The sequence below is a fragment of the Microcoleus sp. A6-C6 genome, from assembly GCF_036705955.1.
In the GTDB taxonomy this organism is placed as follows: domain Bacteria; phylum Cyanobacteriota; class Cyanobacteriia; order Cyanobacteriales; family Microcoleaceae; genus Microcoleus.
On the sequence record NZ_JAUBVR010000007.1, the window covers coordinates 59523 to 80615 of the forward strand.

Annotated in this window: 16 protein-coding genes; 6 read left to right on the forward strand and 10 right to left on the reverse strand. The window is 45.7% G+C overall.

Going from position 1 to position 21093, the window contains the following annotated elements:
- Window positions 1-39 precede the first annotated feature (39 nt).
- The gene (locus QUB52_RS05050) at window positions 40-270 is read right to left on the reverse strand and encodes a hypothetical protein (RefSeq protein ID WP_265233805.1); all 231 of its coding nucleotides are present in this window, start codon (window positions 268-270) and stop codon (window positions 40-42) included.
- 256 nt (window positions 271-526) lie between these two features.
- Here QUB52_RS05050 and psb32 point away from each other — a divergent pair, with 256 nt between their 5' ends.
- Complete coding sequence (gene psb32, locus QUB52_RS05055; RefSeq protein ID WP_265233806.1) at window positions 527-1249, forward strand: photosystem II repair protein Psb32; 723 nt, start codon at window positions 527-529, stop codon at window positions 1247-1249.
- A 44-nt stretch (window positions 1250-1293) separates the two neighbouring features.
- Here the strand turns inward: psb32 and QUB52_RS05060 are convergent, their stop codons facing one another.
- Window positions 1294-1677: a DUF4346 domain-containing protein gene (locus tag QUB52_RS05060; protein WP_332972411.1), complete on the reverse strand. Its 384-nt coding sequence runs from the start codon at window positions 1675-1677 to the stop codon at window positions 1294-1296.
- Window positions 1678-1937: 260 nt separating this feature from the next.
- Here QUB52_RS05060 and QUB52_RS05065 point away from each other — a divergent pair, with 260 nt between their 5' ends.
- Both QUB52_RS05065 and QUB52_RS05070 read left to right on the forward strand, forming a co-directional pair.
- Window positions 1938-2975, forward strand: a complete 1038-nt coding sequence (locus QUB52_RS05065) for a DNA cytosine methyltransferase (RefSeq protein ID WP_332967618.1) — start codon at window positions 1938-1940, stop codon at window positions 2973-2975.
- Window positions 2920-4023, forward strand: coding sequence for a hypothetical protein (locus QUB52_RS05070; protein ID WP_332967616.1), 1104 nt, complete (start codon window positions 2920-2922; stop codon window positions 4021-4023). The genes QUB52_RS05065 and QUB52_RS05070 overlap by 56 nt, the downstream gene beginning before the upstream one ends.
- Before the next feature lie 326 nt (window positions 4024-4349).
- Here the strand turns inward: QUB52_RS05070 and QUB52_RS05075 are convergent, their stop codons facing one another.
- From QUB52_RS05075 to QUB52_RS05085, 3 genes are all read right to left on the reverse strand, one after another.
- Complete coding sequence (locus QUB52_RS05075) at window positions 4350-4532, reverse strand: hypothetical protein (protein WP_332972412.1); 183 nt, start codon at window positions 4530-4532, stop codon at window positions 4350-4352.
- Window positions 4533-4755: 223 nt separating this feature from the next.
- The gene (locus QUB52_RS05080; RefSeq protein ID WP_332972413.1) at window positions 4756-6564 is read right to left on the reverse strand and encodes an aspartate kinase; all 1809 of its coding nucleotides are present in this window, start codon (window positions 6562-6564) and stop codon (window positions 4756-4758) included.
- 264 nt (window positions 6565-6828) lie between these two features.
- Window positions 6829-7593 (reverse strand): Uma2 family endonuclease, encoded by a 765-nt coding sequence (locus tag QUB52_RS05085; protein ID WP_332972414.1) that lies wholly within the window; start codon window positions 7591-7593, stop codon window positions 6829-6831.
- Between the two features lie 233 nt (window positions 7594-7826).
- Between QUB52_RS05085 and QUB52_RS05090 the strand changes: the two genes are divergently transcribed.
- Together QUB52_RS05090 and QUB52_RS05095 are read left to right on the forward strand one after the other, a co-directional pair.
- Window positions 7827-8486 (forward strand): HAD family hydrolase, encoded by a 660-nt coding sequence (locus QUB52_RS05090; protein ID WP_332967610.1) that lies wholly within the window; start codon window positions 7827-7829, stop codon window positions 8484-8486.
- Window positions 8487-8993: 507 nt separating this feature from the next.
- Window positions 8994-12341 (forward strand): PAS domain S-box protein, encoded by a 3348-nt coding sequence (locus QUB52_RS05095; protein WP_332972415.1) that lies wholly within the window; start codon window positions 8994-8996, stop codon window positions 12339-12341.
- A 21-nt stretch (window positions 12342-12362) separates the two neighbouring features.
- On the opposite strand, the gene QUB52_RS05100 is transcribed toward QUB52_RS05095, so the two are convergent.
- Window positions 12363-12530 carry a hypothetical protein gene (locus QUB52_RS05100; RefSeq protein WP_332972416.1) on the reverse strand — a complete coding sequence of 56 codons (168 nt, stop codon included), beginning with the start codon at window positions 12528-12530 and terminating at the stop codon, window positions 12363-12365.
- A gap of 2 nt (window positions 12531-12532) precedes the next feature.
- Here QUB52_RS05100 and QUB52_RS05105 point away from each other — a divergent pair, with 2 nt between their 5' ends.
- Entirely contained in the window at window positions 12533-13264 is a 732-nt protein-coding gene (locus QUB52_RS05105) for a sucrose-phosphate phosphatase (RefSeq protein WP_332972417.1), read from the forward strand.
- A gap of 204 nt (window positions 13265-13468) precedes the next feature.
- On the opposite strand, the gene QUB52_RS05110 is transcribed toward QUB52_RS05105, so the two are convergent.
- The 4 genes from QUB52_RS05110 to QUB52_RS05125 form a co-directional block, all read right to left on the reverse strand.
- Entirely contained in the window at window positions 13469-13822 is a 354-nt protein-coding gene (locus QUB52_RS05110; RefSeq protein ID WP_332972418.1) for a hypothetical protein, read from the reverse strand.
- A 74-nt stretch (window positions 13823-13896) separates the two neighbouring features.
- Window positions 13897-14205 carry a DUF1830 domain-containing protein gene (locus QUB52_RS05115; RefSeq protein ID WP_265233816.1) on the reverse strand — a complete coding sequence of 103 codons (309 nt, stop codon included), beginning with the start codon at window positions 14203-14205 and terminating at the stop codon, window positions 13897-13899.
- 1129 nt (window positions 14206-15334) lie between these two features.
- A complete protein-coding gene (locus QUB52_RS05120) occupies window positions 15335-18787 on the reverse strand; it encodes a PAS domain S-box protein (protein ID WP_332972419.1) in 3453 nt (1150 codons plus the stop codon).
- 223 nt (window positions 18788-19010) lie between these two features.
- Window positions 19011-20930 carry a response regulator gene (locus tag QUB52_RS05125; protein ID WP_332972420.1) on the reverse strand — a complete coding sequence of 640 codons (1920 nt, stop codon included), beginning with the start codon at window positions 20928-20930 and terminating at the stop codon, window positions 19011-19013.
- Window positions 20931-21093 lie beyond the last annotated feature (163 nt).

Here is a 21093-nt window from a genome sequence, read left to right on the forward strand (position 1 = left end):
GACTACTGACTACTGACTACTGCCAACTGCCAACTGACTTCAAAATGGCATATCGATCATATCTCCGAAAGGATGCGGTACGTCGATCGGCATTCTTCCGGGTTTTGACTCATAATTGTCAATCCACTTTTTCGCCAATTCCAAAGCTTCCTCTTCGGTTTTGGCATTTTGGACGGCGACGTGGCGGTTGCCGCGGCCATCCCAAACCTCGACGTAGAATACTTTCTGGGATTGAATAATCCAACCTTTATAAGTGTCTGCTGGTTCCATAGTTAAAATCTTCATTCAGTTGACAGTTGACAGTTGACAGCGACCTCTACCTGGAAGTAAGAGGATTGGATTAATGAATAGTCTGCTTTTAATTTCTCCCTACAAGGGTTCCGGCTTTAAACCATTTTTTTCTGGTAAAATAATCGGGTGAGGAGTTCCACTGGCGGCCTAATTGTAAATATTGCCCCGTGTAAAATGAATTTTACGGGGGTTTATATAGTATTTTTGGAAAAAAGTCAGTTTTACGGTTAACCTCATGACTAGACTCCTGAAGCAATTATTTAACTGGAGAAATTATCTCCAACCTTTGGCGGTGGCGATCGCGATCGTCCTGATCGCATCCCAAATAGCGGTATTGCCGGCATTGGCGACGGGCGTGTACGAAATGCCAGTATTGTCAGCGGGCGATCGAACTTGGGTGTTTGACAAAGGCGACGTACTCAGCCGCAGCAGCGAAAGCAATATCAGCAGTGTGCTCGACACCCTAGAACAAAAAACAGGAAAACAAGTCCGGTTTGTCACCATTCACCGCTTAGACTACGGCGAAACGACTGCCACTTTCACCGACCAACTGTTTGAACAGTGGTTTCCCGCCAAAGAAGACCAGACTAATCAAATTTTACTCGCTCTCGACACTGTTACCAACAGCGCGGCAATTCGCACCGGGGAAGGGGTGAAGTCCCTGCTAAGCGACGAAATTGCCCAGAGTGTAGCTGGGGAAACCGTGCAAGTACCGCTGCGGGAAGGTAATAAATACAACGAGGCATTTGCCGAAGCTAGTTCACGGATTGCGACTGTGATGTCGGGTGAACCAGATCCGGGCCCGCCTGAAGTTGTTGATAACATTCAAGTTGAAGGCACATTTAAGAAAGCTGAAGAAACAGACCAAGGTAATGCCACAGTTATTGTGGTTGTGTTGTTGGTGTTGGCGACAGTGATTCCAATGGTGACTTATTTCTGGTATCAAGGTTTTTCTTAAACAGTTGACAGTTGACAGTTGACAGTTGACAGTTGACGCTTGGACTAATCTTGAACGTATTCTCGATCGCTCAACAACGCCATTTCTGCCCGCACAAATTCCCGTCCCAGATAAGCCGCGTGATCTAACATTGTCAGCGGGCTGGGGCGGGTTTCTTCTAGGATTTTGACGCAAAGTTCTTTGGCGGTTCTGCCGCTAAAAAGTGTGCACTGGGTGCGTTCTACCTTGCCGCGGGCGGGGATGGGTTTGCCGGTTTCGGGATCGACAGCGAGGCCGCGATCGTCGATAATGTTGGTGAAGTGTTTGGCGCAAATTAGGCTGGTTTCGCGATCGATGTAAATGATGAAGTAGCCGCCCGGATCGAGGTCGATGTGGCGTTTGGAGAGGTTGTCATCGATGGCGGTGAGGTTTTCCAATGTTTGACTCATGGTTGGGGAAAGGCAGTAAATAATCGCTGTTGTTTGTTTTGCTATTTCTAGTTTAGTGGGCTGCGGCGCAAGTTTGGGAGTTTTTGGGCGATCGACATTCTAGGCGATATCTGTAGACACGGCAATGCCCTGTGCGGCGCGGGGTTTTTGTTTAAATGAGTATTATTAACCGCAGAGAGCGCAGAGAACGCAGAGTGAAACAAGAGAGAGAAACAAAATATGTTATTATTGGCGGAGTAACATTTTGCATTAAATTATAAATGAAATTTATAGATTTGTTTTCAGGAATAGGAGGTTTCAGACAAGGTTTTGAAAAAAATGGCTTTCAATGCGTTTTTTCCTGCGAAATCAACGCCAAATGCCGAGAAGTTTACACAGAAAATTTCGGCGAAGTGCCTTTTGCAGACATCAGTAACATCAAGCCCCCCGATTTAGAAGACTTTGATGTTTTAGTCGCCGGGTTTCCCTGTCAACCTTTTAGCATCTGCGGCAAAAAGCTAGGCTTTGAAGATACTAGAGGTACACTATTTTTCGAGATATGTAAAATCATCAAAATCAAACAACCTCAAGTTGTTGTTCTGGAAAATGTCAAGCACTTAATCCATCATGACAAAGGAAATACCTTAAAAGTAATTATTGCGAGTCTGGAAGATTTAGGATACAGCGTGAATTACAAAATGCTAAATGCTAAAGACTTTGGAATTCCTCAACATCGTGAAAGAATATTTATTATTGCAACTAAAGGTAAAGAATTCAATTTTTCTCGACTTAAAACCAAGTTTCCTCCAAAACTCAGGGAATTTCTAGACGAGACAGGGGATTTTGAAATATTGGACAAATCCGAGTATACTTTAATTGAGTCTCCGAGAAAGCAAGATTCGGGACTTTTGTTTGTAGGTTACAGAAATAAAGGTACTTGGAAAACTGGCGTAAGGCCCAATACAGAACATTTATCGAGAGTTCACAGACAGCCTAATCGCATTTATTCGGTAGATGGAGTGCATCCGACAATTCCTTCGCAAGAAACATCTGGCAGGTTTTTTATCTACATTCCTGAGCAAGATATGGTGAGAAAGTTGACGCTGAAGGAATGTTACCGTCTTATGGGTTTTCCTGAAGATTTCAAAAGTTATCCTAGTGCGGGGGAAAGTTACAAGCAAATTGGGAATTCTGTTTGTGTACCGGTGGTGGACGCTATCGCTAAAGAAATATTAAATCAAAATTTATTGTCAAATGAGCCAAATGAACCACAAAGAAAAACTGAAGAATATATACAGCTTGTCCTCTTCAATTGCTGATATCAAGGATATTCCTCAACAATACCTTCAATATATTTTACTAATTGGTGAGCAAGCATACAAACAAAAAGGAGTCTATACCGTCTTGGTTACTCTTCTAACTCACAAGTCCTTATTCCCTGAACAGGACATCAGAAAACATCAGAGTAGTATGCTGGGTGGTTTTTCTGGAAGAACTATTGATTATTCATCTATTACACCTACATTAAAAGAATTGGGACTTCCATCTATGGCTGAAAGCGGTTGGCTCACGAGGTCTTTAGAACAACCGCATCCCTACAATTTAGATTATAAGGGAAAAATCAGCAACAAGGCCGTAAAAAAAGCATTTTTGAGCATAATTGATTATGTTGAAAGGAGACCTGAACAGGCAAATGATGTGCTTAGATTAATTTTGAATAAAGTGATTGAAGTCAAAGCTAAAAATATTGTAAATCTAGCTAAATTAGTTAATCCTGAGACTCTAAATATACTGAGTATAGTTGATTGCTTGGAAGAGCATTTTTCAACTAAATATGGAGTTCGCGGTGGCTCAAAGCTGCCTGTTCTAGCTATCTATGCCACGTACAAGTCTCTCCTGGCAGAAGTGAAAAGATATGAAAATTGTATTTTAGCACCTTTAGGCAGTCACACAGCATCTGACTTGACTTCAAGAAGTTCAGGCGACATAGAAGTATTTGATGAACAAGGGCAAATCTGTGAAGCTATTGAAGTAAAGCTTGATCGGGAAATTGACTTAACAATTGTGCGAGTAGCTTATGAAAAAATTATCAGGTTTAATCCCAAAAGATACTATATACTTTCGTGTAAAGATATTAAAGCGTCGGAAATTCAGGAAATAAACAACATCATATCTCAAGTCAGAGCAGAACACGGCTGTCAAATAATAATCAATGGAGTAATTCCCACAATTAAATATTACTTAAGATTAATTTCATTAGAAACATTTATGAGTGATTACTCTAATCTGGTTAATCTTGATACAGAGTTGCAGCCTATTCACAAGCTAAAGTGGAATGAATTAATTGAGAAATTGGGTGTTGAATAGATGGGTGCGATCCACTTCACCTCCTATAAAATACCATATCTTACAATTTTCTCAGTTACGTTTGGGAATGTTGACATACAATTATAGACGGCCTTGCCAACAAAGGGTTAAACCATTCTAGCCAATGAACTAACGTTGATGAGGAAATGATATCTTCCGAGCTATACTCCTCACTCTTTTGATGATAAACGTAAGCTCGATCGTCGGCATTAGATGGGCAGAATAACCTGACTCTACAATCAGCATTTTTATTTTGCCAAGCAAGTCTGATACTACCTGCATCGTCTGTACTTGTTGATGCTTTAGGGAAATCATTGCCCAAAACATCATAGGCTTGCTTCTACAATCAATTTCATCGCTGTCTTAAAAGCGTACTCAGTTGGTCTTAAAATTCCATATTCGTCGTCTTCTAAATCTAAAAGTTCCAGAAGACGTTCAACTGTCACGCGGAAGTTTGATAATCGCTTCGTGCTACTGCTATCAGTAATCTGTTCGTTAGCTACAGTCATAATATATAAATTCCTTAATGCCGATCGCCAATTTCATCTTAACACAGGCTTTTACTGCGATATTTGCCGTCAAAACTGATATCATTGGCGATCGCGCGACGAGCGATATTTGTAGGGAAACGGCACTGCCGTCTCCTCTATATTCGGTAGGGACACGGTACTGCCGTGTCCCTACCGAAAACCGCCAGTAGGGACACGGCACTGCCGTGTACTCTATATTTGATTAAGCTGGAACTTGGACTTTTTCACTTCCCGAAAGCTCAAAGGCCGCGTGAATTGCCTTCAAAGCTGTGACACCCTGTGCTTCATCCACAACGCAGCTAATTTTAATCTCAGAAGTCGCAATCATTTGAATGTTGATTTTGTGCTGCGAAAGCGCTTCAAACATCTTAGCCGCAACTCCCGGATGCGCTACCATCCCGGAACCGACAACGCTAACTTTGGCGATTTCTGTATCGACTGCTACTTCGCCCCAGCCAAATTCAACTGCTGATTTTTCCAGGACTTCTTTAGCTGCTTCTGCGTCAATTTGTGCTACGGTAAATGCAATGTCGCGTGTTAATATGCCGTCGATATTGTGACACCGCTGCGATTGAATGATCGTGTCTACGCTAATATTTTCTTCGGCTAAAAGTCCGAACATTTTTGCTGCTACTCCTGGTCGATCGGGCAATTGGCGAATTGCCAGACGCGCTTGATTGATATCCAACGCCACGGCGCGCACTGCTGGCGGTTTTTGTGACGCACAACGCAGCCCGATCGGCGAATTGGCGACATCAAAGGCTTTGCAAAGTTCGGCAACTGCCCGATCGCACTCCGCAGCATCGATCGTACAACTAACCTTCACCTCGGAAGTCGAAATCATCTGAATGTTAATCCCCGCATCCGCCAAAGTATTAAACATCTGGGCCGCTACCCTCGGACGGCCGATCATTCCCGCACCCGCAATGCTAACTTTAGCTATGGGTCTTTCTTCTGCCCTCACTTCCGGTTCCCCAAATTCTGGGCGAGAATTCTTGCCGAGGGCGGGCACGATCGCATCTGCAACCGCGACAGCTTGATTCAGAGAATTTCGCCTCACCGTAAAGGCGATATCGTTAGTATTTCCCTCGTGAATTGACTGAATAATTAAGTCTACATCGAGGTTTTGCTGTGCGATCGCCCCAAACAACCGCGCTGCTACTCCAGGACGATCGGGCAAACGCAACAACGACACCCCCGCCTGATCCAAGTCAAACTCCACCGCATCGACCGCTTTTGCGAGCTCCAAGCCCTCCAAAGGCCGAGGCTGTGGGGGTGGGGACACTACTCGCGTGCCTGGGGCGTCACTCCAGCTAGAAAGCACCACCAGCGGCACGCCGTAATTCTTGGCAATTTCTACCGCCCGCGGATGCAGGACTTTTGCGCCCAAACTCGCCAATTCCAGCATTTCGTCGCAGGTGATCTCGTCCATCAGTTGCGCGTCGGCTACCAAGCGCGGATCTGTAGTCAGAATTCCGGGAACGTCGGTATAAATTTCGCATCTGTCGGCGCGTAAGGCTGCGGCGAGGGCGACTGCTGTTGTGTCGGAACCGCCACGCCCCAAGGTGGTAATTTCTAATTCTCCCGCGTCGGCGATGCCTTGGAAACCGGCAACGACGACGACTTTACCGCTGTTTAACTGGCTTTCAAGCCGCGCCGGATCGATTCGCAAAATCCGGGCGCGGGTGTGGGCGGCTTCGGTGACAATGCCGACTTGGGCTCCGGTGAGGGAAATTGCGGGCTGTCCCATTTCCTGTAATGCCATGCTCAAAAGTGCGATCGACACTTGTTCCCCAGTGGAGAGCAACATATCCATTTCCCGTTTGTTGGGATTTGGGGAAATTTCTTTGGCGAGTTTCACTAAACCGTCGGTGGTTTTCCCCATTGCTGAAAGTACCACGACGAGGGAGTTTCCCAGCTTTACTGTTTTGACTACTCGTTGGGCTACTTCTAGAATGCGATCGACTGTACCAACCGAGGTTCCGCCATATTTCTGAACAATTAGTGCCATAGGATTTATACAAAAGTGATGCAATACTTACCAGTTAATATACGCAAATTCTGGATTATAACCGATGTCGATCTTGTTTTTGAGGGTGGTAGCTCCCAATCAAGAAACCGGGTTTTTTGCGAGATTGAGGGTTTGAATCGAATACCTTGGCCCAAAAACCCGGTTTCTCGTCACCGATGCGTCAGTCCAAAGAAACCGGGTTTTTGGGAGATTGAAGATTTTTGGCGCATATTTTGGCGAAAAAATCCGGTTTCTGGCCACCTATTAGCTGCCTTCTAACTCTCGCAAACGCGCTTCTAAAGCTTGAATTCGCAACTCAGCTTCTATGCGCCTTTGTCGTTCTCGTTCTGCGGCCAATTCGGCTTGATCGGCCCGTTCCTCCGCCGCTGGGATCAAATTCCCGGATGTCTCCCACCAGCGCAGCCAAGGCAGTTCTACGCCCTGATACACTCCTTGCCAAATACCTAATTCTACTCCTATTTGGGCGATCGGGTAATGTCCGCGATTATTTGGTGCGGCTAACTCGAAGCGGTCTTCGACTAAATGATAGACTTCAACTTGGGCTTTTTTAACTTCATAAATCCCGTAAAAAGCAGGGCGAATTATCCGCTCGTAAATCCAGAATTTGCCTTTGCGAGGAGTCCTATCTCTTTCTTCACTACCATCGCCCGATACAAATTCTAGTACAATCAGAGGCGGCATTAATTCCCGCCACATCACATAGGAACGGCGGAGATTTCCGTCAAGAGTTGGCGGCACGTCGGGCACGTAAAACCAATCGGGTGCTTCGGCTCCTTTTTCTGGCGGTTCCGGGGGTTGGGCTACTCGCCAGTAAATACCGGAATCTTGACCGATGCAGTATTGTCCGTCGGGATGAACTTGGTCTAAAATCGGTCTAATTGATGTTGTTAATAGGATGCTTTGAGGGTGTTCTTGAAAATTTTTCACAAAAGTACCGTCGGAGTCTGGTAATTGAGTGTGGTCTGGAAAGTCTGTTGCTAGAAAATCTGGTTTTTCGGTGACATTCATCTTGACCTCTTGAATGTTGAAAGATTATACTTATAGCAGTGGACATTGGACAGTTGACAGTTGCACAGTACGGGAATTCAACCATTTATGCTTTGACGGGTATCGTCTCTATTTATGAGGTTATTTATGTCATAACCGATATCGCGCTTGCTATATAATTGGTGGATTAGATATGGATAATGCTATTGTATCAGAGAAAACCGGGTGTTGCTATATGGGAGATTTTCAGGAAGATGAGTCAGTATAAGTTAATTATTTTCGATTTCGACGGTACCTTGGCAATTACTCACAAAGCTATTGTATATTGCTTTACCAAAACTTTTGAAATTTTCAATATTGATCCGCCTGCTGCTGAGACAATTCAAGCGACGATCGGGATAAATTTATCAAATAGTTTCAAAATCCTGCATCCGACGATCGAGGAAAGCGCAATTCCCCAATGGGTGGAAACTTACCGCTCTTTTTATCGGACAGAAGGTGAAAAGCAGCTCGATTTATTTCCGGGAACTAAGCAAGTTTTGCAGTTGGCGAGCAAGTCGGGATTGAGTATGGGTGTTTTTAGCAACAAGCACGTTAATTTTGTTAACTTATTTTTGGAAAAGTTGAGAATTCACGGTTATTTTGATTTAATTTTAGGTGATGACGGACAAATTATTCAAAAACCAAATCCGAGTGTTTTTCACTCGATTATTAAACCGCTGTTCCCGGATTTGGATAACAGTCAAGTTTTAATGGTTGGCGATTCGGCGGTTGATTTGTTGTTTGCGAAAAATGCTGGGATAGATGTTTGTTGGGCGGTTTACGGATATGGCGATCGCGCTGAGTGTCTCGCTTTAGAACCGACTTTTGCGATCGACAAAATTTCGGAACTTGCTGCGATAATTCAAAATTAATCTTGAGTCGGTTTGTTTCAGAAGAAGTTCAATTATTTTGTTAAATAAAATAATTACAGCACTTACCAGGCAATCTCAAAAATCTGGTTTAAACAGATTTCCTCTAAAAAGTTTTAGTTTTTTAGATAAAAACCGTTTAAAATTGCAAGTTCTGAATAAAAAAAATATTTAAAGATAGCCGGAGTTTTTTGGGTTCATTAGAAACAATTAGCGGCGCGAACCGGTAAGCGGCGCGAAGCCTGCCAAGTAAACCATACCAGAGATAGAGATATCCTAGCAACAACTATTATAAATTAGCAGGTAGGAGTCGTTTGAAGGCACAAAGCAGAAGGCTCAAAGCAGAAGAAAAGAAAAACCAGGGAGACTAGAGTTTTTCTAGGTATGATTTACGGCCCAAATTATGCATAATCGCCTTCTAACTTGTGGCTGCGGAAAACAGGGCAATTCTGTTGAACTTTGGGGTGCAGTCAGTCAGAACCGACAAGAAACTCAATCTATAAAAAACTCATGCAGATCGATAATATAAGTATTCCTTCTGAAACGCTATCGCCGACTCGCACTGGTGGCAATCCACCGAATTTAATAGAAGAAGTATGGAGGCTGTACGATCGCGCCCTGGCAGCTACTAGCAACGGCATCGCGATCGCGGACGCCCGACAGCCCGACAAACCAATAGTCTACTGCAACCCGGCTTTCGAGCGGATTACAGGCTACGATCGCAGCGAAATCATCGGGCACAACTGCCGCTTCCTGCAAGGCCCGGATACCGATCGCGCAGCAGTCGCTCAAATCCGCGTAGCCCTTCAAGAACAACACGATTGCAAAGTCGTTCTCAAAAACTACCGTAAAGACGGAACCCCCTTCTGGAACGAACTCACCATCTCGCCGGTGCGCGACAGCAGCGGGACTGTCACCCACTTCATCGGCGTCCAATCGGATATCAGCGATCGCAAGCAAGCAGAAGAAGCGCTGCAACAAGCCGAAGAAAAATACCGCAGCATCTTTGAAAACGCCACCGAAGGCATATTTCAAACCGCCCCAGACGGGCGCTACCTCAGCGCCAACCCCGCACTCGCCCGAATGTACGGCTACGATTCCCCGTCAGAACTGATCGCAAAATGTTCGGCAAAAAACCTTTACGCCGATCGCACCCGCCGCGCTGAATTCATCGCCGAAATCACCCGCGTCGCCTCCCTGAAAGAGTTTGAGTCCTGCGTCGGCCGCGCTGACGGCAGCACTACCTGGATCTCGGAAAACGTGCGCGAAGTCCGCGACAAAGCAGGCGAACTCCTTTACTACGAAGGAACTGTTGCCGAAATCGCCGATCGCAAAGCAGCCGAAGCAGCCCTGCGCGATCGAGAATACTGGCTGAAAACCGCGATCGATGCCGTGCCCGATGCCATCAACCTCACAGACGGCGAGGGGCGCTGGCTGATTGCTAACGACTGCGCCCTCAAACTTTTGGGCTGGGAAACCGCAGATTACCAAGGCAAAACAACTGCCGAACTCGCAGCAGCAGCCGATCCCAGAGTCAGAGACATCCTCCTAAGTTGGCAGGAAACCGACGAAACTACCTGGGAAGCAGGCACTCTTACCTCCAGCAGCCAAATTGTCCCCTTACCCACAGGCGGCAGCAATTTGTTTGAAGTGCGGAAAGTGCCGCTGTACAACCCCGACGGTTCCCGCAAAGGCATGGCAGTGGCGGGGCGGGACATCACCCAGCAAGTGGAAGCTGAAGCAGCTTTGCGCGAAAGCGAACAGCGGTTTCGGGCAATTTTTGAACGCGGTGCGATCGGCATGGCAGTCGCTACTCTCGAAGGTATGGCGATCGCCACTAATCCGGCATTTCAAGCTATGCTGGGGCGATCGGAAGCCGAACTCCGGGGGGTGGATATCGACTCCTGCGTGCACCCGGAAGACGCACAAGCTTCGCGCCAGTTGCGCCGGCAGTTGGCCCAGGGCGATCGCCAAGCTTACCAAATCGAGAAGCGCTATCTCCGCCCTGACGGTAGCATCAGGTGGGGACGCCTCACCGCCTCTGTCATCGACAACAGCCAGGGAATGCCACAGTTTATTCTGAAAATGGTGGAGGATATTACTGATCGCAAACAAGCCGAGTCAGCTTTATTACAAAATGAGGCTAAGTGGCGATCGCTAATTCTCAACAGTTCCGATATCATTACTATTCTCGACGAGGGCGGCGGCATTGTTTACGAAAGCCCTTCTGTAGAAACAGTCTTGGACTACGAACCAGAGGAACTGATTGGTCGAATGGTTCTCGATTTCATTCACCCTGACGACCTTCCCTCGGTGATTTCCTATCTCCAACAATTGATCGCAAATCCCGGCGATCCCATCGCCGTAGAAGGTCGGTTCCGGCGCGTTGACGGTTCTTGGTGTTTTCTCGAAGGAGTCGGCATTAACCTGCTAGCAGACCCCGCTGTGAGGGGAATTGTGCTCAACTCCCGCGACATGACGGCGCGCAGGCAAGCAGAATACCGCCTCAGCAAAATCAACGAGTGTTTTTTGGGATTCACCACCGATGCTGCTGACAATATCCAACGCCTGACAACCTTAGCCGGCGAGCTTTTGGGCGGAAGCTGCGCCGTCTACAGCCACGTCGGTGGCGGGCTGCTGCGGGCGATCGCAACTTGGCAAACGCCGCCTGACTACCCGGAGGTCGATCGCGCCGAAGGACACATCTGCACCGATGTCTGCCACCAAGCCAGCGATCGGGCTGTGGCAATTCCTGACTTGCAGAACACGATCTACGGCCAAAGCGATCCCGCTGTCATCCGCTACGAACTCAAAAGCTATCTGGGACAAGCAGTGCGGCGCGGCGACGATTACGTCGGTTCGGTGTGCGTTATCTACACCGAACCGATCGCGGCCACAGAAGCCGACTGCAAGCTGATCGGAATTATTGCTGGGGCGATCGGAGTTGAGGAAGAACGGGCCGCTTCTGTTGCGCGCGATCGGCAAAAATCCCAGGAATTGCAAACAGCTTTGCACGAATTGCAACAAACTCAAATGCAGTTAGTCCAAACCGAAAAAATGTCTTCCCTCGGACAAGTCCTAGCAGGAATTGCCCACGAAATTAACAACCCAGTTGGCTTTGTCGCCGGCAACGTCTGCCACGTCCGCGGCTACGTCCTCGATTTGTTAGAAATCGTGCAGATGTATCGAGAAGAATGTCCAAATCCCCCAGCCAAAATTCAGAAAAAAGCCGAAGATATAGACTTAGAATTTCTCGCAGAAGACCTGCCGAAATTGCTCAACTCGATGCACACAGGATGCGATCGAATTGTAGAAATTATTCAAACTCTGCGCAATTTTTCGCGGGCGGACGAAGCGAAATTTAAGCCTGCCGACATTCACGAAGGTTTAGAAAGTACCTTGTTAATGTTGAACAGTAGGCTGAAAGCCAAGGCAAAATGGGAGGGTATTAAAGTAATCAAAGAATACGGAGAACTGCCGAAAATACCATGTCATCCCGGACAGCTAAATCAGGTATTTATGAATATATTGGCAAATGCGATCGATGCCTTGGAAGAAAGCAGCAACCAAGCCAAAAACACCCCCAATTCAAGTGGTCTTACAATTACCATTAAAACTGAAACGATTGATGACAAGAGCATTTGCATTCGGATCAAAGACAACGGCCCGGGAATTCCCCAAGATAATATCGTGCGTTTATTTGACCCATTTTTTACCACAAAGCCCGTAGGTAAAGGCACTGGTTTGGGCTTGTCAATTTCGCATCAAATTGTCGTGGAAAAACACAACGGCAAATTGCAGTGCCTCTCGGAACCTGGTAAAGGCACTGAATTTATCATCGAACTTCCAATTCGCTGATATTCGGACGCAGGCGAGATATCAGATCGTCTCCGTTTGATTACCAAAACAAAAACGGTTTGTAGTGCGTCCTGCCGTCCGCAGCGAGAGCGTCCTGGCGTCCGCACTACGAACCAGATCGATCGCAGTCAATCGATCGGACATGATATCATTAATCACTGATGACTGCTGACTATTGACTAATGCCAAAAATGAAGTTTTTATTAGTTACAGATTTAGACAATACGCTAGTGGGAGATGACGAAGCCACTCAAGTTTTCAACCAGCGCTTGCAATCTATGCGATCGCAAATTTGTTTGGTTTACGCTACCGGGCGTTCTCATGCTTCAACTTGCGAATTAATTGCCGAAAAACAACTGCTAGCACCAGACTATACGATCGCAGGTGTAGGCAGCGAAATTTACCAAGACGCAACCCTGGATTTAGATTGGGCGGAACATCTTTCTCAAGACTGGGATAAAATGGCGATCGCCTCGTTAGCTCAGCAGTTTCCCCAGCTTCAACCCCAATCCCTCAAAGAACAAAATCCTTGGAAAATCAGTTATTGTCTAGAACCAGCAACAGAAAATACCTCGATTGTCCAGGAATTGCAGCAAAAGTTAACCGGATCGGGACTGGCAGCTCAAATTATTTTTAGCAGCAATCGCGACGTAGATATCTTACCACAAACTAGCAACAAAGGTAATGCCCTAACTTATTTACAAAAGCGCCTGCAAATTCCATCTGAGGCAACATTAGTTTGCGGCGATTCTGGCAATGATATCAGTATGTTTGAACAAGATGTTCGGGGAGTAATCGTTGCTAACGCTATGTCAGAACTCTTAGCATGGCATCGCGAATGCGGCACTGAAAATCATTATTTAGCTGGCTCTGCTTGCGCTGGGGGAATCATCGAAGGAATGACATATTTTTGGGGATTTTGATTGCATAAGATCAGATTTAGTTCGCAGTTCTGATTTCAGTCATTATCAAAATTAGAGGACTGAAATCCGAACGATCAAACGCACTCCAAGCACAGTCCGCAAAACCTTAAAATCTATATCGCGATCGATCGCACAGACAATTCTAGCTCGATCGACCAACTAAGAGTGCCGAGGCGATCGGCATTTGGGCTCAATTACCACAGACTATCTAAACCAACTAGCAACTCTCGCATCGAATTTAACTTCTTCAGGAAGGCGGTAATCGACCTTCTGATAGGTGTGCAGCAAGTCGCAAATGCCAGTATGAATCAAATTTTCTATCTGTAGCAACTGTTCTGAAGAACAGCGAACCTGACTTGTGTGGTTCGCCACAGACTCGCCGAAGTCGATCGCAGTATACTTATTAGGAACTCGGCTCAGCACATAAGCAATTAAATCCTGCCGCCACCCAGAGTGTGAAAAAGCGTGTTGGTACGGATAGTGGGGATAAGACTCCAAGATAGTTTCTACTTCTTTTGTGACTACGCCCAAGGTGATATTGACAAGATGTTTCTGCATTTTTTCTTTCCCCAAACACTACTTAACTAATATCTTTGTTTCCGATATCCAGTTCGTCTTATTTCTCCTGAATTTTAGCGTGTTAATACCGCATATTTTTCTTCGGAAATAACCCGATCGAACTCATAACTTACCTCTTCTATAACCCGCAGCACGTAGCACGGAATCTTGTCCGATAAAATAGCACTTGCTACCGCGCCAGTGTGAATTTCTAATACTGCTTCGACCGCAGCTTCAAACATCAGTCGCTGTCCAGGAAACATCACTCTTTCAAAGCACCAATTAGGAATGTTACCAATCCGCACCACCTGAATTTGGTTGGTAATATTTGCGTAATAGCACAAAATTTTGCTGTTACCTTGAGAAGATAGCTGATATGACATTTGAGAAATCTCCACACTCTCTAAAAAACTTACTCAGACTTCGCTTTGCCTATTGGTGGCAATTGCCAGTTTTGCTATTGACAGAATGACAGACTTATTTTCGGGGCGTTATTCGACAGTGTTAATCACATCAACCGTTATTAATTTATTTTTGATTGATTTTTCCTGCCAACACTTAGAAGACTTGCACAGAAACCCTTCCAGGTGAAAAAAATCGGTTTGTTTGGTATGCAGTGCCTAATTCCTGACTGATTCAGGTTGGTTGTGCGATCGCACTCCTTAAAATTGAAAGTATCGTCACTGAACCGAACTCTTCTGACAACAGGTTCGTTCTTTGGCAGCCGGATGCTGCTGAGATTGGTACTTTCAACTCAAGAACCTTCTATAAACATTATCTAAAAAATATGAGGAAATTATGAAGAAAATGATTGTTTTAAATTAATATACTTTGAGCGAAGCATGGATTGTAACACTTAGGCAGAAATTGGGTTTTTTACCAAAAAACTTTGCTGCATTACGGAGTATTGGTTAAACAACTTGGTTTATTCAGGGACTTGTGTGTAACTTATAGAACATCTTGTGTCTATGTAAATACGGCGGCGGGCGATCGGCTTTACGATCAACAAAAAACCCCGACTCCCTGAAGTTGTCTCTGGAATTTCTAGAGAATCAGGGTTGGAAGTAACCAATCACCGATCGATCTCAAAGCTAAATCAAAAAAATGAGGAAATTCTGAAAACAGCCACCAAAACCAGAACTTTCCGGCACGCACAAACCCGCCTTAGTAACATAATTTCGAGATTTTTGCAAGAGACAAATAGCTAGAAACCGGATTGGCGATCGTCATCCGACTTTGATTTCCCCTTAATTCTTCAGTCGGCGCAGCCCGATTTTGTTTGTATTGACGCGATTGAAATCGCCGAATTTTTTCTTCAGTCGGCGCACGCAGACTTCGTTTTTGTAGACGCGATTTCAATCGCCGAGTTTTATCTTTTCGGCAGTTCAAGCTGTCAACTGTCAACTGTTAACTGTTAACTGTTAACTGTTAACTGTTAACTGTTAACTGTCAACTGTTAACTGTTAACTGTTAACTGTCAACTGTCAACTGTCAACTGTCAACTGTCAACTGTCAACTGAATGAACCTTCCCCTTCCAGCGGTGCAGGCACTGTGAAATAGAAACTCGTGCCTTCAGAGACAACACTTTCGGCCCAAATTCTGCCGCCGTGCTGCTGCACAATGCTGCGACAGATAGCCAAACCCAAACCCGTACCTCCTTTTTGGCGAGAGTCAGAAGCATCTACCTGTTGAAATCTGCCAAAGATAGTTTCTAGTTTATCAGCAGGAATTCCCCGCCCTCGATCTTTGACTTCAAATAAAACCCGTGAAGCGTAGCCATCCCGTAGGGAATCGCCCAAATCATCAACCCTGACAGTTACTGTACTCCCCGGAGCCGAAAATTTAATCGCATTGCTCAACAAATTTACCAGCAGTTGCACAATCCTGTCCGGGTCAGCCCAAATTTTTGCCAACGAGGGCAAAATCGACAAATTAATCTTATTCTCAGCAGCCACAGACATCACAGCTTCCGCAGACTTCTGCATCAAAACCTGCGCATCGCACAACTCCTTAACAATAGTAAATTCGCTCGAATCGAGCCGCTCTAAATCAAGCATATCGTTGACCAAACGCACTAAGCGTTGGGTCTGGTTAGACGCAATTTGTAACATCTTTTTGGCAGTTTCCGGTCGATCGTTCAGCACCCCAGCCGCCAGCAAACCTAAAGAACCGTGAATTGAGGCAAGTGGGGTTCGCAGTTCGTGGCTGACAATGGAAATAAACTCATTTTTTATTTTTTCAATTGCCCGACTTTCTGTGATATCTGTGACTGTGCCGACGTGACCGATTAGTTGACCTCCGTCGGTAAAAATCGGAGCTGTTTTAACCAGACAAAACCGGATTGTTCCGGAGGGCTGGATGTGGCGGAATTCGCAGAGAAATTCCCCATCTAACGATCGCGATTCCGACCACTTAGACCGAATTAGTTTAATGTCTTCGGGGTGAACAAACCGCATCCAGCCGTTTCCTAAAGCTTCTGTCGCTGTGAAGCAGCCAATTACTTGACAGCGGGGATTTGTATAGATACATTTCCCCTCAGCATCGATTTGGAAAATGCCGACGGGGGAACTCTCGCTCAGAGAGCGAAATAAAGCTTCGCTTTCCCGGAGTTCTGCTTGAGAGGTTTCTAGTTCTCTGGTTCGCTGCAAAACTCGCATTTCTAACAGTTCGTTGAGCTGTTGGAGGGCTGCTTCAGCTTCTTTGCGATCGCTAATATCGCGCTGCACCGCCACCCAATGGGTAAACCAACCGCTTTCGTCTGCGATCGGCACAATGCTCAATTCTACCCAAAATTCCGTCCCATCTTTGCGGTAATTGATCAAGTCAGCCCGCACCGGCTGCCAATTTTTCAAAGCTCTCCGAATGCGATCGAGACTTGCCCGATCTGTTTTTTCTCCTTGCAAGATGCGCAGCGTTTTGCCCAAAACTTCTTCTAGCGTATAGCCACTCATCCGTGTGAAAGCTGGGTTGGCATACAGAATTCGCGGGCCCGATGCGTTAATCGGTTCAGCTTCCGTAATTAACACGGCGTCGTTAGTCGTAGTGATTGCTGATTCCAACAGCCGCAACTGTAATTCTTTAGCTTTGCGATCGGTAATTTCTGTAACTGTCCCCACCATCCGCACTGCATCGCCTGCTTCGCTGTAAAAAAACTTACCTTTCCCCTCAATCCAGTGAATGCTGCCGTCCGACCAAATCACGCGGTATTCCTGAAAGTAATCTACTGGCTGGGTCAAGGTCTGATTTATAGCATTCTCAATACTTTTTAAATCTTCTGGGTGAACGCGAGCTGCAAAACTTTGATAAGTTCCGGCAAAAGTTCCCGGGGTCAACCCAAACAACTCTTCGTGTTCCCTCGACCAAACAATGAGATTTTTCTGCACGTCCCAGTCCCAAAATCCAATTTTGGTAGCCGACAAAGCTAAGCTGAGCTGCTGATTCATTTTCCGCAACTCAATGCTAGTAATAGCAACTCGAAGTTCTCCGGCGATTTCAATTTCGCACGGCTGCCAAGGCAAAGATTTTAACCTCACAGTTTCTTGCCACAACTCAAAAGAAGTACGAGGAGACATCAATGGGGTGCCATCTGGTTTAAGATCAATTGGCCAATCTGGTTTGCCAGCCCAGTTGATAGTTTGAATTGCTTCGGGACGGAACCACAAAATGTAATAATTTTTCATCTCGGATATGGCAAGCACCAGCAAACCGCTAGCAACTTTTTTAAAGTTATCGGATGGCGGATACATTTGTGAGAGACAATCTGTATAAAAAACATCATTATTTATTTGAGTTTTGATCCAAGCAAGTAATTTTTTGATTTCTCCCAATTCCGGGGTTTTGCCGATGGTGATTAAATTTTCATTGGCACACACAACTGCACCGGTAGCGCCCATTAATGCCAGCAATTCATCTGGGGATTTAAGTAAACCTTCTACAAAGGAGTTTTCTTGAGAAATTTCCGCGATAAATTTATGGCAAATTTCTTTGAGATAAATTGCATAGTCCCGGTCTTCGCTATCTTGTTTGTAGCTGAGTTCTAGATTCACAAACTTTGCTATCAGTTCGCAAGCCGTTCTGGTTTCGTAGTTGACATACTTTGCTGTTGGGTGGTGACAGGCGAGCAATCCCCAGATTTTTCGATCTTTGATTAATGTCACGGTCATGCTAGCGCCAATGTTCATATTTTTGAGATATTGAACGTGGCAAGGCGAAACTGTTCTCAACAAGGAGAATCCCAGATCCAGGGGGCGACCAGTCAGCGGATTGCAGTCAGGAATTAGTTCTACAGGCTGATAGTGAATATCGGGAATAAACCGAATTAAATTCATACTGAACTGCTTTCTTGCCTGCGGGGGAATATCGGCAGCCGGATAGTGCATTCCCAATAAGGGAGCCAAATTTTCTACTTTGTCTTCGGCGATGACTTCCCCGGCACCGGTGGCATCAAATTGATAGACGATCGCGCGATCGAACCCAATCATCCTCCGCACCTCTTCAACCACTGTCTGACACAGCACTTGCAAGTTGGGTGTGTTGTGGATTTTGTCGATCGGCTTTTGGACTAAATGATAAGAATTGAAACAATCGCTACTTTTTGGGGCAACAACCTGTTCTAGTTCCATAATTAATACTGAACTTGATTGATGCAGCGTCCCCTGAAAAAAAGACTTGCGTTTTTGACTTGTGAATGATAAATTGATACTGTCATTTTGATAGCTGTTTTCAAATAAAGCTTTTTCAACAGCCTCAATTTCCTCAGTCACGACAAATTCATGTAAAAACTTGCCTAAAAGTGCTTCGGGGTAAATGCCGATCGCCTCAAAAGTATTGTTGCTAACTTGCAAAATTTTCAACACCGGAGATTCCAGCACCAACAGGATGCCGTGAGGTTGAATCGAAGCGGGATCGTAAATTAATTCGCAGTCACTGTCATTGCGATCGCCTGTGTTTGAGGTTAATACCATTGCTTTCTTGTTATTGTAAATACTTTTCTAAATTAGTCAGTGTTTTTGACGATCGGGCAAATATCAATCAATGCCACCACCTCCGAATTCTAGAATCTAATAATCCCCTGAAAACCTTTGTATCTCTCGTTTACCATCGAGGCCAGATCCCCTAAATCCCCCGAAAGAAAGGGGGACTTTGATCCGCCCTAAATCCCCAGCCTAAAAACTTCGCTGTCAACTGTTAACGCTGTGTCAGAGCAAGTTTGTGCCGGAGTTGAGTCCGCTCCAAACGATTCAGGATGCGAGCAATTAATTCCGGTTCCACGATCGGCTTATTCACGTAGTCATCAGCACCAGCGACAAACATTTGGCGTACTATTTCTGACTCAGAATGAGCGGTCAAAAATAGCACAGGCAGCTTGCTCCACCGCAAATCATTCCGCACCGCCAAACACAGCTCGATCCCGCTGTAACCGGGCATCTCCACATCTAAAATCAGCAAATCTGGACAAGTGGTTTCGAGTACCTCCCAGAACTTTTCGGGCTCATCCAATGTTGTGACTTGCAATCCCCAAGGTTGTAGAATCATGCTCAGTGCAGCCAATAGATGCACGTCATCATCTACCACCATAACTTTGGCTTCAGCAGGGCCTGTCTGGTCGAGGAGTTGGGCGACTGCTTTGAGTATATCTGCTGGGGGGATAGATTTGTGTAAAAAGCCGGAAGCTCCCAAACGAGCAACTTCTATTCGATCGCTCAATTGATTGTTCCCGCTAAAAATCATCACCGGAATATCTGGTTTTTCACTGCGGAGTTCGGCTAGCAGAGTAAGTCCGTTTTCCTGAATTCTGGAAAAGGTCAAATCCAGCAAAATCGCGTCGGGAGGCTGTTGAGAAATCGCATTTCTTGCCGCTTCGGGAGAGTTGGCGACTTCTATCTGGAAGCCGGAACCGGATGCTGCTATTTTTAGTCGATCGCTCTGAACACTATCATCATCCACGATCAAGATGCGGCGCTGTTGCAAAACCGCAGTAACCAGCTCGCTTTCAGGTTCCGGCGGGCGATCGAATATCTGTTTCAGCTTATGCAGCAATCCCTCAATCTGCTGAGCAGTCCCCGGTTTCAAGACGTTTTGGGCCTTGAACAAATCTTCGATTTTACGCGCAACTATCGAACCTTTCGGCAGCCCCAAAGTACCCAAAGAACCCACTAATTTATGAGCTTGCTCCTGGGCTTCCTGCCGCAGTTCGTTGTCCAAGGTTCCGGTTTTCAGTTGGGCGATCACGCGATCGAATATCACCACCTTTTCGATAAAATTAGCTCTTAACTTGCCCCTAATTTCCGCAACCACATTCAGGACTTGGAGACGGCGCTCATCGTTGCTTAATTCCGGGTTCTGCCCGCTAGATTCAGCAGATAAAGTCTCTTGACTTTTAGCAGTTTCTGCCGTCGCCCTGGCAACTTTTGGACTCTCAATCTCCTCCGGCAGACTTTTCAGCCGATAGCCCAATCCGTACACGGTTTCCACTAAATCTACAGTCATCCCGGCTGCTTTCAGCTTGTGCCGCAGCCCCTTGATATGAGCCGTAACAGCTTCTTCTTGAGGAAATTCGCCGGCAGACCAAATGCGATCGAGCATAGCGCTGCGGCTGAAAATGCGCCGGGGATTTCTCAGGAAAAGTTCCAGCAGATTGTACTCTTTGGGAGTCAAGTGCAGCACTTTTTCGCCATAAGTTACTTCCGTAGTGTCCGGGTTGACTTGCAGTTTTTCCCAAGTCAAACTTGTACTCGACCAAGTTGCCTTACCCCGGCGCAGCAAAGCCCGAATTCGAGCGATTAATTCTTGGAGATTAAAGGGTTTGACCACATAATCGTCTGCACCCGCTTCTAAACCTTGGACTCGATCGCTGCTGCTGTCTAGGGCTGTCAGCAATAAAATCGGCATTTGGCAGCCGGACGATCGCAATTCCCGACACAAACTAATACCGTCGAGTTTAGGAATCAGCACATCCAAAACAATCAGGTCGTAATCGTAGGCTTGCGCCAACTGCAAGGCTGTTTCGCCGTCTGCTGCCGTATTCACATTGTAATTATGAGCGTTCAGCGCTCTAGTCAGCAAATTAATTGTAATTGTGTCATCTTCTACTAGCAGAATCTTCATAAACCTCGCCTGTTATTTGACCACTTCTTGTGATTTAAATAGCCTTTTCTGAGTTTAGTTTGTCTGCCCCCGTTTGAAACAGTATTTATAAAATCTTAAATTTGTTGCTTTTTGTTTTTATTTTTTCATACCAAGCATCAAGAATATCATGAAGTTATTGATT

Excerpts from the sequence above, each read along its gene's own strand:
- QUB52_RS05050 (WP_265233805.1), bottom strand. The coding sequence starts at position 270 with ATGGAACCAGCAGACACTTATAAAGGTTGGATTATTCAATCCCAGAAA.
- psb32 (WP_265233806.1), top strand. The coding sequence starts at position 527 with ATGACTAGACTCCTGAAGCAATTATTTAACTGGAGAAATTATCTCCAA.
- QUB52_RS05060 (WP_332972411.1), bottom strand. The coding sequence starts at position 1,677 with ATGAGTCAAACATTGGAAAACCTCACCGCCATCGATGACAACCTCTCC.
- QUB52_RS05065 (WP_332967618.1), top strand. The coding sequence starts at position 1,938 with ATGAAATTTATAGATTTGTTTTCAGGAATAGGAGGTTTCAGACAAGGT.
- QUB52_RS05070 (WP_332967616.1), top strand. The coding sequence starts at position 2,920 with ATGAACCACAAAGAAAAACTGAAGAATATATACAGCTTGTCCTCTTCA.
- QUB52_RS05075 (WP_332972412.1), bottom strand. The coding sequence starts at position 4,532 with ATGACTGTAGCTAACGAACAGATTACTGATAGCAGTAGCACGAAGCGA.
- QUB52_RS05080 (WP_332972413.1), bottom strand. The coding sequence starts at position 6,564 with ATGGCACTAATTGTTCAGAAATATGGCGGAACCTCGGTTGGTACAGTC.
- QUB52_RS05085 (WP_332972414.1), bottom strand. The coding sequence starts at position 7,593 with ATGAATGTCACCGAAAAACCAGATTTTCTAGCAACAGACTTTCCAGAC.
- QUB52_RS05090 (WP_332967610.1), top strand. The coding sequence starts at position 7,827 with ATGAGTCAGTATAAGTTAATTATTTTCGATTTCGACGGTACCTTGGCA.
- QUB52_RS05095 (WP_332972415.1), top strand. The coding sequence starts at position 8,994 with ATGCAGATCGATAATATAAGTATTCCTTCTGAAACGCTATCGCCGACT.
- QUB52_RS05105 (WP_332972417.1), top strand. The coding sequence starts at position 12,533 with ATGAAGTTTTTATTAGTTACAGATTTAGACAATACGCTAGTGGGAGAT.
- QUB52_RS05110 (WP_332972418.1), bottom strand. The coding sequence starts at position 13,822 with ATGCAGAAACATCTTGTCAATATCACCTTGGGCGTAGTCACAAAAGAA.
- QUB52_RS05115 (WP_265233816.1), bottom strand. The coding sequence starts at position 14,205 with ATGTCATATCAGCTATCTTCTCAAGGTAACAGCAAAATTTTGTGCTAT.
- QUB52_RS05120 (WP_332972419.1), bottom strand. The coding sequence starts at position 18,787 with ATGGTATTAACCTCAAACACAGGCGATCGCAATGACAGTGACTGCGAA.
- QUB52_RS05125 (WP_332972420.1), bottom strand. The coding sequence starts at position 20,930 with ATGAAGATTCTGCTAGTAGAAGATGACACAATTACAATTAATTTGCTG.